The organism is Streptomyces sp. DF42, assembly GCF_058267695.1.
In genome coordinates, this window is the sequence record NZ_CM177859.1 from 1,618,878 (window position 1) to 1,634,957 (window position 16,080).

Here is a 16,080-nt window from a genome sequence, read left to right on the forward strand (position 1 = left end):
GACCAGCCACTACGGATTCGGGGCCGTGAGACCGCATCACGCCGCCTCCGTCCTGTCCGCCGCCATCCCCACCGCGTCCAGCAACGCTGTCCCCACGATGAGATCGGCCCCGCCGAACTCCAGGTCGTCCAACTCCGTCCCGTCGTCCACGGCGAACAGCAGCTTGCCCTCACCCTGCCGGTAGGCGGTCCCCACCGCCGGACTCGCCGCGTGAACGGCCAGCAGGGCCACGAGATACGGCAGATCCGGATCCTGGCGCCGGGCCTCGGCAAGCAGTCCTGAGAGCCGACGGGGTGCATCGGCCGGCAGATCCAGGAGTTCCGTCGCGGCTGCCAGCTGTTCCTCGGTGAAGCGGCTGTCGTCCGGCGTGGCGATGAGGTCCGGCTCGGGCATCTCGGCACCCAGGTGCTCCCGCTCCACCGGCGGTGTCAGCAGGATGTCGACCAGGTCGGTCACCCGCACCGACACCGGCGTACGCAACCCGGTGCCGCGCGCGAAGAAGGCGTCCGTGACGCGCACGGCCTGCTCCAGGGGCAGGGGCAGGATCGGTGAGACCAGCTGCCCGTACAGGTCGATGCCCGACGATGTCATCGGCGTGGCGAAGGCCTGCCGGTCCTGCTCGGCGCGGAACAGGGGCCCCGCCTCAAGCAGCCGGGACTGCAGCTGCGTGTGCCGCCGAATGCAGTCCTTGACGATGTCGACGAGCTCGGCGGCGCGCCGCTTGTGCTCGGCGTCCTCCGTCTCGTCCCGCGCCTTGCGGATGTTGGTGAGGATCGCGTTCTCGTGGCGGTACCGGTCGGCCACGTGGTCCAGCGCTTCGGCGATCATGTCGGGCACGGAGTTGAGCCAGTCCACCGCCCGGACGTTGCGCCGGGTCGCGTCGAGGGCTCTGCGGAGTGTCTCCGAGTACTGCACGGTCCGGTAGCGGGCCTGCTCGGCCGCGAGTTGGGCGTCGGCGAGGCGGCCCCGGTTGATCAGGACCTCCAGCTTGACCTCGGCGGCGATCTGCGCGCTGGTGACATCCGTGTCGAGGGCGCCGACCAGGACGTTGACAGCCTCGTCCGTCGTGCGGAGGTACACGGTGCCGCCGGGGCCGGGCACCTCCTCGATCAGCTTGAAGTCGTAGTCACGGCGGACGTAGCTGCCGTCGGTCGTGAACGTGCCGTAGACGGCCCTGAAGCCGCGGTCGACGCTGCCGACGTTGATCAGGTTCTCCAGGACCCAGCGGGCCACGCGCTCGTGCTCGGCGACCGGTCGCTGCGGGGCCTGGGCGGCGATGCGCGGGATCAGGCGCGCGACTATCTGGTCGTGATCGGCACCCGTGTCGAAGTCCATGTTCAGGGTGACCAGGTCGATGGCGGCGAGGGCCACCTCCGCCATGCCGTACACCGAGTACTCACCCGCGAGGTTCGCCTTGCGCGCGTCGAGGTCGTGCAGCGGCGCGGTGCACGCGAGCGCGCGCAGGCGCCGCGCCAGACCCTCGTCGGCGGCCGGGCCCGGTGCGGGGCGCGGCCCCGCGCTGAGCTGGGGCGGAACACGGTCCGTTGGTGCAGGCGAAGTCACGGTGCACAGACTAGGTCCTCGGTCTGACAACGACCCAAACGACGCGGATCGCCTCCGGCGGCCGGGCGGACCACCACCGGTTGTGCTTCGTGTGCGGGCCGGTGGCGGTCGATCGCGCCCACGCGGCGGAGCCGCATGTCGATACGGCCCCGCGCCGCTAAAGGCCGCTTTCCTCGCCGACCCTTCGCCTGTACACCTCGACCACGCGTTTCAGCGAGTCGTCGAGGTAGACGCCGAGCAGCTGTTCCGCCCCGGCCTTGTCTCCGTCCTGGAGCGCTTGCAGGATCTGCCGGTTACGCGCCAGGTACGGCTGGTGCAGGGTCTTCGGGTCGTCCACGAGGTGGAAGGCGAGGCGCAGTTCGGCGAAGACGCTGCGCATCAGCTCGTCGGTGCGGGCGCTGCCGGCGAGGGCCACCAGGTCCCGGTGGAAGTGGATGTTGGCGGTACCCACGCCTTTCCAGTCACCTTCGCGCGCTGCCTGCTGCCCCTCCTCGACCACCCCGGCGAGCGCGTCCAGGCCGTACGGCGGCTCGCCGAGCCCGCGGACGACGGCGCACTCGACGAGGCCGCGGGTGCGGTAGATGTCCTCGACGTCCTCGACGGTCAGGACCCGGACGAAGACGCCCCGGTTCAGCTCGTGGACGAGCAGACGTTCGTGCGTGAGCAGCCGGAACGCCTCGCGCAGCGTGTTGCGGGAGACCCCGAGCGCGCCGCCGATGCTGTCCTCCGAGAGCCGGGTCCCGGGTGGGAAGAAGCCCTGGGCGATACGGCCCCTGAGGATGTCCGAGACGCGCTCGGCGGTGCTGGTGCGCCCCAGGAGAGCCCGGTCGTCGGCCAGTCCTGTCAGCTGCTCTGCCATGCCCGGAATTCAATCGCAATTCCAAGAACGCATCAACAGGGGTATTGAAGGATCGTTCAACGATACTCTACCTTGCTACCTACGGCGCCGTCTTCCGCACCGAGGCGCCGACCGCCCCCGCACGGCACGGCTCATCCCTGAAGCACCCTCCGTCCTCCCTCTGTGAGGTGCCCATGAGCACGACCCCTTCACCGCAGGCCCTGACCGAGCACTCCGAAGCGGATCAACGCGCACCCGACGACGGCGCGTTGGGCTGGCTGCGCGCTCTGGGGCCGCGTGGCCGCCGCGCGTTCGCCGGCGCGTTCGGCGGCTATGCCCTGGACTCGTACGACTACTTCACCCTGCCCCTGAGCATGGTCGCGCTGGCTGCGTACTTCGGCCTGGACAGCGGCCAGACCGGCCTCTTCACGACGGTCACGCTCGTGGTCTCCGCGGTCGGTGGCGCCGTCGCGGGGGTGGTGGCGGACCGGGTCGGCCGGGTCAGGGCATTGATGATCACGGTGATCACCTACGCAATCTTCACCGTGGCCTGCGGCTTCGCGCCCAACTACGAGACGCTGCTGGTCTTCCGGGCGCTCCAGGGCCTCGGTTTCGGCGGTGAGTGGGCGGTCGGCGCGATCCTCGTCGCCGAGTACGCGAGTGCCAGGCACCGGGGCCGTACCCTCGGCACGGTCCAGAGTTCGTGGGCCGTGGGCTGGGCGCTGGCCGCGATCGTCTACACCCTGGTCTTCTCCTTCGCCGGCGCCGACCTGGCCTGGCGCATCATGTTCTGGACCGGCGCGCTGCCGGCGCTGCTGGTGATCTGGATGCGGCGCCGGGTGCACGACGCCCCGGAGGCGACCGCCGTACGCGAACAGAGCGCCGAGAAGGGCTCGTTCACAGCGATCTTCAAGCCCGGCCTGCTGCGCACCACGATCTTCGCCGGGCTGCTCTCCACCGGCGTACAGGGCGGCTACTACACGCTCGCCACCTGGGTGCCGACCTACCTGAAGAGCGAGCGCGGTCTGTCGGTCGTCGGCACCGGCGGCTATCTGACGTTCCTGATCTCCGGCGCGTTCCTCGGCTATCTGACCGGCGGTTACCTCACCGACCGGCTGGGCCGCAGGCGCAACATCTGGCTGTTCGCTCTGCTGTCGGCCGTCTGCATCCTGGCGTACGCGAACATCCCCAGCGGCGCCAACACCCTGCTCCTGGTACTGGGTTTCCCGCTCGGGTTCTGCATGTCGGCGATCTTCAGCGGCTTCGGGTCCTACCTGAGCGAGCTGTACCCGACGGCGGTACGCGGTACGGGACAGGGCTTCACGTACAACACCGGGCGCGCCGTGGGCGCCGTCTTCCCCACGACGGTCGGTTTCCTGGCCGACAGCTGGGGCGTGGGCGGCGCGCTGGTGTTCGGCGCGATCGGCTACGGCATAGCGGCGCTGGCGCTGCTCGGGCTGCCGGAGACCCGTGGAAGGGAACTCGCGTGAACCAGACAGAAGACCGCCCTGTGACCGTCGTCGACGAGCACGCGCACGCGTGGAGCCCGAAAACCGCCCGGGCCCGCTTCCGTGACGGGCTCACCGGCCCCACCGCCGGGGTCGCGGCCGGCCACACCCAGGTCAACCTGATCTCGGTGCCGGCCGACTGGGCGTACGACATGCTGCTGTTCTGCCAGCGCAACCCCAAGCCCTGTCCGGTGCTCGACGTGACGGACGCAGGCTCCGTCACGACGGTCCTGGCGGACGGCGCGGACCTGCGCACCGATCTGCCGCGCTACCGGGTGTGGCGGGAGGGCGAGTTGGTCGACGAGCCGACGGACGTACGTGAGCACTGGCGCGACGATCTGGTGTCGTTCCTGATCGGCTGCAGCTTCACCTTCGAGTGGGCGCTGGCCGGGGCGGGCGTCCCGATCCGCCACGTCGAGCAGGGCCGCAACGTCCCGATGTACGTGACCGACCGTCAGTGCCGTCCGGCCGGGCGGCTGCACGGCCCGCTGGTGGTGTCCATGCGGCCGGTGCCGCCGGTGCACCTGGCGGCGGCGATCCGGGAGAGCAGCCTGCTCCCGGCGGTGCACGGCAGCCCCGTGCACTGCGGCGATCCCTCGGGCCTCGGCATCGTCGACCTCGGCAGCCCCGACTTCGGCGACCCGGTGCACGCGGAGGCGGACGACATCCCGGTGTTCTGGGCCTGCGGAGTGACCCCGCAGGCCGCGGTGATGGCCTCGCTCCCGCCCTTCGCCATCACGCACGCACCGGGACAGATGTTCCTGACCGACGCCCGCGACGAGCAGTACCGCGTGGCCTGAGACATGAACGAAGGATCCATGACCTCGATCGACCTGAACGCCGATCTCGGCGAGGGCTTCGGCCGCTGGCGGCTGACCGACGACGAGCAGTTGCTGTCCGTCGTCACCAGCGCCAACGTGGCCTGTGGCTTCCACGCCGGGGACGCGGCCACCATGCGGCGGGTGTGCGAGCTCGCGGCCGAGCGCGGCGTCCGGATCGGCGCCCAGGTCTCCTACCGGGACCTGGCCGGGTTCGGGCGGCGCGCGATGGACGTGCCGCCCGCGGAACTCGCGGCCGAAGTGGCATACCAGATCGGTGCGCTGGAGGTCTTCGCACGCGCCGCGGGCACGCGCGTGTCGGTCCAGGTGCCTCCGGACGGCAGACCGGTCGCCTTCCTGTCCGACCACCCGACCACCGGGGGTTATCCGGTGATCGGCGTCATCCGCGCCCAGGACCTCGCGGCAGTGGCCCAAGCGGCACCGGGCACCCCGGCCCGCTTCATCAGGACACGCGTTGACGGCGCCCCGAAGGGGGCGGGGAGATGCGCGACCAGCCACAACGGACCGACGCCGACCCGCCGTCCGTAACGACCCCCGGCGCACCGCTCACGCCACGTCCGGCTGGTCCACGACCGACACCGCGGCCAACGCCGCGGATACCGCGGCAGCGGCTCGCAGGTCCAGCCGCGCACTGGTCCCCCGCACCCGGTGCCGCATCTCGTCGGCGGCGAGACGCAGGAGCTGCGGCAGCAGGTCGGTGCACCGCCGGGCGACCCATGCGGTGCCCGCCGTGGCCAGCCACACCATGCTCGCCGACCTGGTGGGCACGGGGAACTCCGGCTCGGACGACGGCGCGGTGCCCGTGGCACGGTCCTCTTCCGCCAGCAGCGAGTGGAAGCGCGCGGCCAGCTGCCGGTGCCCCCGCTCGCCCGGGTGCAGCCGGTCCGCGCTCCACATCGCACGGTCCGTGATCCAGTCCTCCTCGGCCGCGTGCAGATGGACGGCCCCGTGGCGTTCGGACAGCGCATGGACCACCCGGTTGACCGCCCGCTGCCGCCGGGCCAGCGGACGGGCCAGCGAACCCGGCAGGCCGAGCATCGAGCCCGGGTCGGGCAGACAGGCCGTGAGCAGGGTCGCGCCCTGCCCGGTGAAGGCGGCGTACACCTTGTCGAGCCGTTCGGCGACGGCGTGGATGTCGAACGTGCACCGCAGGGTGTCGTTGACGCCGATCACCACGGACGCGACGTCCGGCTTCAGGGCGAGGCCGGCCGGCGTCTGCAGTTCCAGCACTTCACGGGTCTGCGCCCCGCTCACCGCCAGGTTGGTGAACTCGACGGACTCCACGGCCAGCCCGTCGGCGAGCAGCGCGGCCCAGCCGCGCCACCCGTCCGGGACGGGGTCGCCCACGCCCTCGGTCAGCGAGTCCCCGAGGGCCACGAAACGTACCGATCTCATGCCACGCTCCCGGGCGCGAAACGGCGCACCGGTACCGTCGCGTCGTGCGCGGCGAGGAAGGCGTCCACGGCCGTGTTCCAGCCGAAGCACTCCGCACGCGCGCGTGCCGTCTCACGCCGCTCCCGCTCGGGGAGTCCGAGCAGCATGTCGACGGCGTCCGCGAACGCGTCCCCGTGGTCCGCCGCGACGGCGCCCGCGGATCCGATCACCTCGGGCAGCGCGGACGACGTGCTCACCACCACGGGCGTACCGCAGGCCATCGCCTCCAGCGCGGCCAGCCCGAACGTCTCGGCGGGCCCGGGCGCCAGGCACACGTCGGCGGAGGCCTGGAGCGAGCCCAGCTCGCCGCGGTCGGAGACATGTCCGAGGAAGGTGACGGGCAACCCACGCTCACGCGCCCGCTGTTCGAGCCGCGGGCGCAGCGGCCCGTCCCCGGCCACCACCAGCACCGCCCGCCTGCCGCGCCTCAGCAGCGCCTCCAAGGCGTCCAGCGCCGTGCCGGGCCGCTTCTCCACGGACAACCGCGTGCAGGTGACGAGCAGCGACTCGTCCACGCGTGCGTACCGTGCGCGAAGCCCCGGGTCGTGCAGCGCGGGATGCCGCTCGACCAGGTCGACGCCCAGCGGGGCGCGTACGACGTTGCGGGCGCCGATCCGCACGAACTCGCGCTCGGCGAACTCGGTGGTACACACCACGCGCGCGTACGTGTGTGCCGTACGAACGTTGAGGGCGTCGGCGGCGCGCCGGGCCGCCCCCTCCGGCAGGCCCCAGGTGCGCAGGACGCCGTCGGCGGTCTCGTGGGAGACCATCACGGCGGGCACACGGGCGCGCCGCGCCCACTTTCCGGTCCACCTGAGGGTCGTACGGTCGGAGACCTCCAGGCGGTCGGGCGCCAGCTCCTCCAGGAGCCGGGCCACGCGCCGCTTGTCGGTGAGCACCCGATATCCGCCGGTGCCGGGCAGCAGCGGCCCGGGCAGGGTGATGACACGCCCCTGCTCGGTGTCGCGGTCGTCGGCACGCTCACCGGGGACGATGAGCACCGGCTCGTGCCCGGCCGCCCTGAAGCCCTTGCCCAGCTCCCGCAGGGCGGTGCGCAGACCGCCGGAGGAGGGGGCGACGAAGTTCGCGAGGCGCACGATCCGCAGTGAGTTCATGCCGCCACCGCCGTCTTCTTCCGCGCGGCGAGCACATCCGCGTAGTGGCCGATCAGCTGGTCACCCACGGCCGCCCAGGTGCGGCCCTCTACCGTGGCGCGTGCGGTGGCACCGAAGGCGGCCCGCCGTGCCGGGTCGGCGGCAAGGGACCGCACGGCGTCCCGTACGGCGTCGGCGTCGTGAGGCGGCACCAGCAGCCCGGTGCGCCCGTGGGCGACCAGGTCGAGGGGCCCGCCGGCGGCGGGTGCGACGACGGAGACACCGCTCGCCATGGCCTCCTGCACGGTCTGGCAGAAGGTCTCGAAGGGACCGGTGTGCGCGAAGACGTCCAGCGAGGCGTAGATCCGGGCGAGGTCGTCGCCGGTACGGCGGCCGAGGAAGACCGCCCCCGGCAGGGCCTCGGCCAGGGTCGGCTCACTCGGGCCGTCGCCCACGACGACGACCTTCACTCCTTCGAGGCCGCACACGCCGGCCAGGAGCTCTATGTGCTTCTCGGGGGCGAGACGGCCGACGTAGCCGACGATCACCTCGCCGTTCGGGGCGAGTTCGCGGCGCAGTGCCTTGTCGCGCAGCTCGGGGCGGAAACGGACGGTGTCCACGCCGCGTTGCCACAGCTTGACCCGCGGCACGTCGTGGGTCTCCAGGTCGTGCATCGAGGCACTGGAGGGGGCGAGGGTGAGGTCGGCGGCGGAGTGGACGGAACGGATGCGCCGCCAGGCCGCGGCCTCGCCGGCGCCCATGTAGGTACGGGCGTATCCGGCCAGATCCGTCTGGTAGACGGCCACGGCCGGGACTCCGAACCGGGCGGCGACCGCCATGCCGCGGACGCCGAGTACGAAGGGGCTGGCCAGGTGGACGACGTCGGCCCGGTGCTCGACGACGGCCGCGGCGAGGCGGCGGCTGGGCAGGGCGACACGGACCTGGGGGTAGCCCGGGAGCGGCAGGGAGGGGACTCGGACGACGGGGCACGGCGCCTGAGCATCGGGCCCGGTACCGGCCCGCCCGATGAGGGCGGTGCTGGCCGGGGCGACAACGAGCGGAGAGTGACCGCGATCTACGAGGTGCCGGGCGGTCTGGAGCGCGCAGTGGGCCACGCCGTTCACGTCGGGGGGAAAGGATTCGGTCACGATGACGACACGCATACCCGTGTTCTCGCCGTGCTGGACGTGGTCGCGTCAAAGTGGATCTTTGCGAACGATGAACGTCCCGTGAGCGTTCCCCTGCACACCCGAGCAGGTCAGGCCGTGTCCATCACCGCCTGACCCGCGGGTCATCCGCTGTTCATCCGGCAGCCGTGCCGCCACCTTGTGTACATCTGCGTGACCGGTTCAGACAGCGGGTCCCTCAGGTGCGATACGGCTTCGTACGGCCGTCTGCACTTCGGCTTCCTCGGCCGGATCGGCGGCGAGCCGGCGGAGCTGTTCGACGACCCGGGCGTCACCGGTCTCGGCGTGCCGGGCGGCGATTTCGCGGGTGGTCTCCTCGCAGTCCCAGAGGCACTCGACGGCGAAGCCCGCCGGGAAGGAGGGATCGGTGGCCGCGAGGGCGCGGGCGGCCCGGCCCCGGAGATGGGAGGAGGCGGTCTCGCGGTAGATGTGGCGGAGCACGGGGGCGGCGCAGGCGATGCCCAGCCGGCCGGTGCCGTCCACGAGGGTCCACAGGGTCGGGGCGTCCGGCCCCTCGCCCCGTACGGCTTCTCGCAGGGCACCGAGGACCAGGTCCTTGTCCTCCATGCCGCCCCGGCAGGCGAGCATGCGGCCGGCGGCGGCTCCCAGGGGGTCGGGCCGGTGGGCCCAGCCGCGGGCCCGGTCGACGGCGGCGACGCTGCGCATCCGTTCGAAGGCGTCGACGGCGGCCTCCACGACGGCCGCCGAGCCGGTGACCACGGCGACCTCGATCAGGTCGAGGGCGTCCGGATCATTGCTGTCGGCCAGATAGCGAAGCGCTGTGCAGCGGGCTCCGTCGGTGCCGTCCTTGGCGGCCTGCACGATCTCGGGCCGGTCCTCGGGGCCGGCGACGGCGGTGAGGCAGCGGGCGGCTGGGACGTGCAGCGCAGCGCCACGTTCGATGCCCTGCTGGGCCCACTCGAACACGGCCTGCACGCTCCACCCCGGACGGGGCCCGGATGGTCGCATCTGCCGCTGCCAGCGGTCGAAACAACCGGTCTCCTGGGCGGCACGCACCCGCGTGGAGATCGATTCGCGCGGATCCTCGGCCCACAGCCGCCACGGCCGGGGCTCGAAGGAGTCGCGGACGACGGCGGCCAGTTCGGCCTCGCCCTCGGCATCGGTGGCGAAGCGGGCCAGCACGGGTGCCGCGAGCGCCCGCAGGCCGGCGTCGTCGTCGCGCAGCGCCAGCTCGTCCAGGGCCCAGGCCCAGTTGGAGCCGGAGGCGGCGTAACGGCGCAGCAGTTCGAGCGCGTCCCGCCTGCCGTACGAGGCGAGGTGGCCGAGCACGGCCAGCGCAAGCCCTGTGCGGGACTCCTCGGTGTCGAAGACGTCCTCGACCTCGAAGAGGTGCGCCTCGATCTCGTCCAGCTCGCCGTTCAGGTCGAGGTAGAGACGGGCGTAGTAGAGGGAGCGGTTCTCCACCTGCCAGTCGTGGCGGGGATCACGCAGCACGCAGTGGTTCAGTGCCGCGAGCGCCTCGGGGCGCGGCGCGGTGAGCGCGTGCAGCGTGCCGTCGCCACGGCCCCTCTGGAGGAGGCCGAGCAGGGTACCGCTGGGCGCTATGACCGGATCGAACATGGGAAACAGCCTCACATCAAGCGTCGACGCAACCGGGGACCGCGCACTACCAGGCCGCGTGACACAACGTCGGAGCGCCCGCCGTCTCTTGCTTGCTGTAGACCATCTTCCTCTGCCTCTCGTCGGTGGCCCATGCGGACCGCATCACGGCCCGCGCGGTGCGGCAACGCCTGCCCGGCCATCACGTCCGTGAATCACGACGTCATGATGACTCGGCACTTCGACCTGCCGCGACCGAAATTTCGGCGGCCCTGTACCGCCTCCCCCGTTTTCCGTGTTTTCACTGTTCCGCTGGTCCGAACATTCGGATCAGCGTGCGCCGAACAACTCGAGCAGTTCCGTCTTGCCGAACATCCGTGCGGTGTCGACGGCCGACGGTGTGCCCTCGGAGGGGTCGGCACCCCCCTCCAGAAGCACTCTGATCACTTCCGCCTCACCCTTGAAGACGGCTCCGGCGAGCGGGGTCTGGCCCCGGTCGTTGACCCGGCCGGCCTCCGCGCCACGGGCGAGCAGGGCGCGCACCGCCTCGGCGTGCCCGTGGTAGGCGGCGAGCATCACGAGCGAGTCGCCCCGGTCGTTGGTGAGGCCGGCCGGAACACCCGCATCGACGTACGCCACAAGCGCCTCGGTCTGCCCCTGCCGGGCCAGATCGAAGATCTTGGTCGCCAGCTCCACGACCTCGGGGTCGGGGGCTTCAGTCATCGGCCGGACCGCCTCTCCATGCAACCGTTCAGGTGAATCGCAAGGGTACTGGCTCGCGCCTTACATGACCCGATCCGCCGGAGGTAAAGATCACCACAGCCCCGATCGGACGCAAGAACCGCGCGACGCGCCCGAGACACACCACCATCCGAGGGAAATCCACCGAATTTCACCCAGTTGCACCTTTTATAGTATGGATACATGCTGTGATCCTGGAAGTACTCATGGTGACTGTCCCCGTGAAACCAGGAGAACTCAAATGATTCTGTCCATCTCAGGTGTCGTCCTGCTCGGCGTCATCGTCTTCCTCTTCTTCCGCAAGGACGGACTCAAGGCGTCACACGCCATGGTCTCGGCCCTGTTCGGCTTCTACCTCGCGAGCACGGCCATCGCCCCGAGCATCAAGGCCGGCGGCGAAAGCCTCGCGAGCCTCCTCGGCGGCATCAAGTTCTGACGCCGTTTCTCCCGTCCGTACGCACCAACAGGAGACAGCAGTGGCTCGGCGCCCCCTCCCCCGCATCCTGAGCACAGGCAGCGCACAGATCGCCAGAAGCCGGGATCTGGCCCGGACGGCGGCCGACAGCGCCACCGACGTCCTCCATCCGCTGATCACGATCACCCGCGGTCTGCGCCGGCTGGCTGTGGCCGGGCGGCGCAGGTGGGCCGACACTCCCAAGGACAGACGCGGGCCGCTGCTGTTCCTGGTGGCCTCGGTGGTCCTGGTCGTGGCGCTGGTGCCGTACGGACCGCTGCTCGCCGCCATCACCCTGATGGCGGCGGCAGCCTGGCAGGGCCGGGTGGATCGCAAGTCGTCGAAGCCCGAAGGGCCCGACGAGTCCCAGACCGAGCGCCTGAAATCGCTGTACGAGGCCCTGGTCCCGTACTTCTCGCTCGCGGGGGACCCCTCCCCCCTCTACGCCCACGGCGGCGAGTGGGAGAAGGCGTTCCCCGCCTACGAGTTCGACGGGTCGGGCCGAGTCACCCACCTAGTGATCCGCTACCCGGCGTACTTCACGGACGGCGAGGTCGACTCCCGCACCCGGATCGAGCAGCTGTTGCACGCCAAGTCGGGCCGCGGCCGCGAATACCACTTCACCTGGGACGAGGAGGGCAACCGGCTCACCGTCACGGTGCTGTCCCCGCTGCCCACCGACATCGCCGCCCAGCGATTCGTCACGACGCCGGGCGAGACGGTCCTCGGCTTCACCGACCCCACCCAGGTCCAGCGCACCCTTCCGCTGAGCTACGGCGAGGAACAGCGCGACGTCCCGCCGGTCGTCTGGCGCACCGGCATCCGCTCCACCGAGCCGCACCTTCTGATCATGGGCCAGCCCGGCAGCGGCACCTCGACCCTGATGCGCTCCATCGCCCTCCAGGCGCTCCAGCACGGCGACGTGGTGATCGTCGAGGGCGGCACCGGCGAGTACGCGTGCCTGACCGGCCGGGACGGCGTCCTGGCCATCGAGTGCGGGCTGGCCGGGGCGCTGGCGGCCCTGGAGTGGGCTGCCCACGAGACGGAGCGGCGCCTGATCGCCGCCAACCGCGCCCGCCAGGCCGGCCACCCGCCGCCGGAGGACACCAAGCGCCCCCTGTGGCTCCTCCTCGACCGCCCGAGCGCCTTCGCCCACCTGGCCGCCGCGGACGGCCGCAAGGACCCGCAGTCCCTGCTCCAGGTCCCCCTCCGGCACGGCCGCGCGGCGAACGTGACGGTGGTGGTGGCCGACCAGCTGGACACCGCCGACGCGCTGAGCGATGCCGTACGACAGCACACACGCGCGCGTGTCGTTCTGGGTCCCGCCACGGCCGACCAGCTGGCAGGGGCCCTGGGCGCGCTCCCGGCCACGACACCGGCCGCCGACGTCCCTCCCGGCCGCGGGTACGCCCGCCTGGGCGCGGGACCGGTGCACCGGCTCCAGGTGCCGTCAACCCCCGACCCGTACGACGACGCGACCAGCGACACGGACCGGCAGGCCGTGCTGGCGCTGCTGCCGCCCCGCACCGCCCCGGCGGACGCGAAGCCGGTCGAGGCGACTCCTGCCGAGACGAAGACCGCCGCTGCGAAGGCACTCGAAGCGGAGCCCGTCGAGGAGGAGCAGGTCGAGGCAGAGCCGGTGCCCGCGGAAGCCGTGGTGGCGGAGGCACCGTAGGCAGCGCCGCTCCGACCCTGCCACGCCCGGACAGCCACCCGAAGGCCCGATCGTCCGACCGTCCGGCGCCCCGACGCCCCTGCGGCCCGGCGCCTTGGCGGCCCGCCGCCCCAGCGGCTACGCCACGAACGTCCGCGGCGGCTCGCCGCCTCCCGACGCGCCGCTCTCCACCAGCCGCGCCGCCGCGGCCAGCCGTACCGCGGCCTCGTCCGCCACCGCGCCCCCCACGGTGAACGGCAGCCGCACATAGCCCTCGAAGGCGCCGTCGACCCCGAAGCGTGGCCCCGACGGCACGCGCAGTCCGACCCGCTCCCCCACCTCGGCGAGACGCGAGCCCGACAGCCCTCCGGTGCGCACCCACAGCGTGAGCCCGCCCCTGGGCACCTCGAACTCCCAGTCGGGCAGCTCCCGCCGTACCGCGGCGACCAGCGCGTCCCGGTTCTCCCGGGCCTGCTCGCGCCGGATCTCCACGGCCTGCTCCCAACCGCCCGTGCTGAACAGCCAGTTCACGGCGAGCTGCTCCAGCACCGGGGTGCCCAGATCGGCGTACGCGCGCGCGGCGACCAGGCTGCGGATCACATCCGGTGCCGCGCGGACCCAGCCGATGCGCATGCCCGCCCAGAAGGCCTTGCTGGCCGATCCCACGGTGATCACCGTGGATCCGGCGGGGTCGAAGCCGCACACGGGCCGCGGCATCGTCGCCTCGTCGAGGTCGTCGTCCAGCCACAGCGCGCTCATCGTCTCGTCGGCGATCAGCACCGTCCCCGCCGAGCGGGACGCCTCCACGAGCTGCCGCCGCTGGTCGTCGCCGACGAGCGCGCCGGTCGGGTTGTGGAAGTCGGCGACGATGTACGCGATCCGGGGCGCGGCATCCCGCAGCACCTGCCGCCACCGGTCCAGGTCCCAGCCGGTCAGTCCCTCGGCCATCGCCACGGGCACCAGCCGCGCGCCCGCCTCCCGCATCAACTGGAGGATGTTGGCGTACGACGGCGACTCGACGGCGATGCGTTCGCCGCGCCCCGCGAACAGGTGACAGATCGCGTCGATCGCGCCCATGGCCCCCGTGGTCACCATGATCTGCTCGGGCATCGTGGGGATCCCGCGCGCGGTGTACCGGTCGGCGATCATCGAGCGCAACGCGGGCAGCCCGGCCGGATAGTCCCCGTGAGTGTGGGCGTACGGGGGCAGTTCCTCCAGGGCGCCCTGGACGGCGCGGGTCAGCCATGGCTCGGGCGCGGGGAGCGCCGCGCAGCCCAGGTCGATCATCGACCCCAGGGCTTCCGGCGGAAGGGGCTCCAGGCCGCGCGCGGGGAGCGGGTTACCGGCCGGTACGGCCGTCCAGCTGCCGGCGCCGCGCCGGGACTCCAGGAATCCCTCGGCACGCAGCGCCTCGTAGGCCGCCGCGACCGTCGTACGGCTGACGGCCAGGGCCAGGGCCAGTTCACGCTCGGCGGGCAGCCTGGCGGCCACCGGGACGCGGCCTTCCAGCACCAGCAGCCGGATGCCGTCGGCCAGCGCGCGGTAGGCGGGCGGACGGCGCGTGCCGGGGCCCGCCGGTCGGTTCTGCTGGGAATTGAGCAGCCGGGCGAGCTGCGCCGCACCCATCGCCGAGGTCCACTGCGCCATGGAAATCAGTCCACCTTCCCCGAATTGGCCATGGATGATGCTTCTATCCAAGCCACAGGGTGTCATGGGTCAGGCCACTACCACCACTGGGGGCACCTCTTGTCCACGCAGAGCCGTCTCGGGCGACGGTTGATCCAGCTGTACATGGGCCTCGCGCTGTACGGCGCGAGCTCCGCGCTCCTCGTCGAGGCGGGCCTGGGCCTCGAGCCCTGGAACGTGCTGCACCAAGGCCTGGCCGAGCTCACCGGCCTGACGATCGGCGTCGTGTCGATCATCGTGGGCGCGGCGGTGCTGCTCCTGTGGATCCCTCTGCGCCAGCGCCCGGGGCTCGGCACGGTCTCCAACGTCTTCGTCGTCGGCCTCGCCATGGACGGCACCCTGGCCCTGGTGCCGGACGTGCACTCCCTGGCCGTCCGCATCCCGCTCCTGCTGGCCGGAATCCTGCTCAACGGCGTGGCGACCGGCCTCTACATCTCCGCCCGCTTCGGACCCGGCCCGCGGGACGGGCTGATGACCGGCCTGCACCAGCACACCGGCCGCTCGATCCGGCTGATGCGTACGGCGATCGAGGTGGCGGTCGTCGCGATCGGCTTCGCGCTCGGCGGCACCGTCGGCATCGGCACCGTCCTGTACGCGGTGTCGATCGGCCCGCTCGCCCAGTTCTTCCTGCGGATGTTCGACGTCCCGCCGGCATCCGACGGCAGCACGGTCGTTGCCGAAGGGCAACCGCGGGGAGCGATACTGCGTCCGTGACCACGCGGATACGCCACCCCTATCTGGACCATCCCGGCCCGATCGCCTTCGCCCACCGGGGCGGGGCCGCGGACGGCCTGGAGAACACGGTGCTGCAGTTCCGGCGGGCGGTGGCGACGGGCTACCGCTACATCGAGACCGACGTCCACACGACGGCGGACGGCAAACTGGTCGCCTTCCACGACGCGACCCTGGACCGGGTGACGGACGGGGCGGGGCGGATAGGCGATCTGCCGTGGCGGGACGTCAGCCACGCGCGCGTGGCGGGCAAGGAGCCGGTGCCGCTGTTCGAAGAGCTGCTGGAGACCTTTCCCGAGGTGCGCTGGAACGTGGACCTCAAGGCGGAGGCCTCGCTGCACCCCTTCCTGGACCTGATCGAGCGCACGAACGCGTGGGACAGGATCTGCGTCGGCTCCTTCTCCGAGGCCCGCGTGCTGCGCGCCCAGCGGCTGGCCGGGCCGCGCCTGGCCACGTCCTACGGCACCCGGGGCGTCCTCAACCTACGGCTGCGCTCCTGGGGCGTCCCGGCGGCGCTGCGCGCATCCGCGGTCGCGGCGCAGGTGCCCGAGTTCCAGTCCGGTATCCAGGTCGTCGACCGGCGCTTCGTCCGCGCCGCCCACGCGCGCGGGCTGCAGGTGCACGTGTGGACGATCAACGAGCCCGCTCGCATGCACCGGCTCCTGGACCTCGGTGTGGATGGCATCATGACCGATCACATCGACACGTTGCGCAAGGTCATGGAAGAACGCGGCGTCTGGGTCTGAGCACCCGGCGGCCCCCGCCCCCCGATCCTTGGCACGGCACTTCA

General features: G+C 71.9%; 14 protein-coding genes and 1 pseudogene. 7 read left to right on the forward strand and 8 right to left on the reverse strand.

What is annotated here, in order from left to right; translation table 11 throughout:
- Positions 1 to 36: 36 nt before the first annotated feature.
- Positions 37 to 1,563 (reverse strand): hypothetical protein, encoded by a 1,527-nt coding sequence (locus ACYUED_RS07285; protein WP_491291471.1) that lies wholly within the window; start codon positions 1,561 to 1,563, stop codon positions 37 to 39.
- Positions 1,564 to 1,720: 157 nt separating this feature from the next.
- The gene (locus tag ACYUED_RS07290) at positions 1,721 to 2,422 is read right to left on the reverse strand and encodes a GntR family transcriptional regulator (protein WP_491291472.1); all 702 of its coding nucleotides are present in this window, start codon (positions 2,420 to 2,422) and stop codon (positions 1,721 to 1,723) included.
- Positions 2,423 to 2,595: 173 nt separating this feature from the next.
- Between ACYUED_RS07290 and ACYUED_RS07295 the strand changes: the two genes are divergently transcribed.
- The 3 genes and pseudogenes from ACYUED_RS07295 to ACYUED_RS07305 form a co-directional block, all read left to right on the forward strand.
- Positions 2,596 to 3,891 (forward strand): MFS transporter, encoded by a 1,296-nt coding sequence (locus ACYUED_RS07295; RefSeq protein ID WP_491291473.1) that lies wholly within the window; start codon positions 2,596 to 2,598, stop codon positions 3,889 to 3,891.
- Positions 3,888 to 4,709, forward strand: a complete 822-nt coding sequence (locus ACYUED_RS07300; protein ID WP_491291474.1) for a putative hydro-lyase — start codon at positions 3,888 to 3,890, stop codon at positions 4,707 to 4,709. Before ACYUED_RS07295 ends, ACYUED_RS07300 begins: the two co-directional genes overlap by 4 nt.
- An 18-nt stretch (positions 4,710 to 4,727) precedes the next feature.
- Positions 4,728 to 5,138 (forward strand): annotated as a pseudogene (locus ACYUED_RS07305) (LamB/YcsF family protein); the annotation flags it as partial.
- A gap of 156 nt (positions 5,139 to 5,294) precedes the next feature.
- Here the strand turns inward: ACYUED_RS07305 and ACYUED_RS07310 are convergent.
- The 5 genes from ACYUED_RS07310 to ACYUED_RS07330 all read right to left on the reverse strand — a co-directional run bounded on the left by ACYUED_RS07310 (position 5,295) and on the right by ACYUED_RS07330 (position 10,746).
- Positions 5,295 to 6,143 carry an SGNH/GDSL hydrolase family protein gene (locus ACYUED_RS07310; protein ID WP_491291475.1) on the reverse strand — a complete coding sequence of 283 codons (849 nt, stop codon included), beginning with the start codon at positions 6,141 to 6,143 and terminating at the stop codon, positions 5,295 to 5,297.
- Complete coding sequence (locus tag ACYUED_RS07315) at positions 6,140 to 7,297, reverse strand: glycosyltransferase (protein ID WP_491291476.1); 1,158 nt, start codon at positions 7,295 to 7,297, stop codon at positions 6,140 to 6,142. Before ACYUED_RS07315 ends, ACYUED_RS07310 begins: the two co-directional genes overlap by 4 nt.
- Complete coding sequence (locus ACYUED_RS07320; RefSeq protein WP_491291477.1) at positions 7,294 to 8,439, reverse strand: glycosyltransferase family 4 protein; 1,146 nt, start codon at positions 8,437 to 8,439, stop codon at positions 7,294 to 7,296. The genes ACYUED_RS07315 and ACYUED_RS07320 overlap by 4 nt, the downstream gene beginning before the upstream one ends.
- A 186-nt stretch (positions 8,440 to 8,625) precedes the next feature.
- Entirely contained in the window at positions 8,626 to 10,044 is a 1,419-nt protein-coding gene (locus tag ACYUED_RS07325) for a HEAT repeat domain-containing protein (RefSeq protein WP_491291478.1), read from the reverse strand.
- 309 nt (positions 10,045 to 10,353) lie between these two features.
- A complete protein-coding gene (locus ACYUED_RS07330) occupies positions 10,354 to 10,746 on the reverse strand; it encodes an ankyrin repeat domain-containing protein (RefSeq protein ID WP_491291479.1) in 393 nt (130 codons plus the stop codon).
- Positions 10,747 to 11,005: 259 nt separating this feature from the next.
- Here ACYUED_RS07330 and ACYUED_RS07335 point away from each other — a divergent pair, with 259 nt between their 5' ends.
- Positions 11,006 to 11,200, forward strand: coding sequence for a hypothetical protein (locus ACYUED_RS07335; RefSeq protein WP_266677874.1), 195 nt, complete (start codon positions 11,006 to 11,008; stop codon positions 11,198 to 11,200).
- A gap of 40 nt (positions 11,201 to 11,240) precedes the next feature.
- Positions 11,241 to 12,893: an ATP-binding protein gene (locus ACYUED_RS07340; RefSeq protein ID WP_491291480.1), complete on the forward strand. Its 1,653-nt coding sequence runs from the start codon at positions 11,241 to 11,243 to the stop codon at positions 12,891 to 12,893.
- Positions 12,894 to 13,010: 117 nt separating this feature from the next.
- Here ACYUED_RS07340 and ACYUED_RS07345 read toward each other — a convergent pair whose 3' ends face one another.
- Entirely contained in the window at positions 13,011 to 14,519 is a 1,509-nt protein-coding gene (locus tag ACYUED_RS07345) for an SCO1417 family PLP biosynthesis transcription factor (RefSeq protein ID WP_491291481.1), read from the reverse strand.
- Positions 14,520 to 14,618: 99 nt separating this feature from the next.
- Here ACYUED_RS07345 and yczE point away from each other — a divergent pair, with 99 nt between their 5' ends.
- Together yczE and ACYUED_RS07355 are read left to right on the forward strand one after the other, a co-directional pair.
- Positions 14,619 to 15,272, forward strand: coding sequence for a membrane protein YczE (gene yczE / locus ACYUED_RS07350; protein WP_491291482.1), 654 nt, complete (start codon positions 14,619 to 14,621; stop codon positions 15,270 to 15,272).
- Positions 15,269 to 16,036 carry a glycerophosphodiester phosphodiesterase family protein gene (locus ACYUED_RS07355; protein WP_491291483.1) on the forward strand — a complete coding sequence of 256 codons (768 nt, stop codon included), beginning with the start codon at positions 15,269 to 15,271 and terminating at the stop codon, positions 16,034 to 16,036. Before yczE ends, ACYUED_RS07355 begins: the two co-directional genes overlap by 4 nt.
- The last annotated feature ends 44 nt before the right edge of the window (positions 16,037 to 16,080 follow it).

What these genes read in the sequence shown, in the direction of transcription:
- ACYUED_RS07290 (WP_491291472.1), bottom strand. Translation starts at nt 2,422, where the DNA reads ATGGCAGAGCAGCTGACAGGACTGGCCGACGACCGGGCTCTCCTGGGG.
- ACYUED_RS07295 (WP_491291473.1), top strand. Translation starts at nt 2,596, where the DNA reads ATGAGCACGACCCCTTCACCGCAGGCCCTGACCGAGCACTCCGAAGCG.
- ACYUED_RS07310 (WP_491291475.1), bottom strand. Translation starts at nt 6,143, where the DNA reads ATGAGATCGGTACGTTTCGTGGCCCTCGGGGACTCGCTGACCGAGGGC.
- ACYUED_RS07315 (WP_491291476.1), bottom strand. Translation starts at nt 7,297, where the DNA reads ATGAACTCACTGCGGATCGTGCGCCTCGCGAACTTCGTCGCCCCCTCC.
- ACYUED_RS07320 (WP_491291477.1), bottom strand. Translation starts at nt 8,439, where the DNA reads ATGCGTGTCGTCATCGTGACCGAATCCTTTCCCCCCGACGTGAACGGC.
- ACYUED_RS07325 (WP_491291478.1), bottom strand. Translation starts at nt 10,044, where the DNA reads ATGTTCGATCCGGTCATAGCGCCCAGCGGTACCCTGCTCGGCCTCCTC.
- ACYUED_RS07330 (WP_491291479.1), bottom strand. Translation starts at nt 10,746, where the DNA reads ATGACTGAAGCCCCCGACCCCGAGGTCGTGGAGCTGGCGACCAAGATC.
- ACYUED_RS07335 (WP_266677874.1), top strand. Translation starts at nt 11,006, where the DNA reads ATGATTCTGTCCATCTCAGGTGTCGTCCTGCTCGGCGTCATCGTCTTC.
- ACYUED_RS07345 (WP_491291481.1), bottom strand. Translation starts at nt 14,519, where the DNA reads ATGGCGCAGTGGACCTCGGCGATGGGTGCGGCGCAGCTCGCCCGGCTG.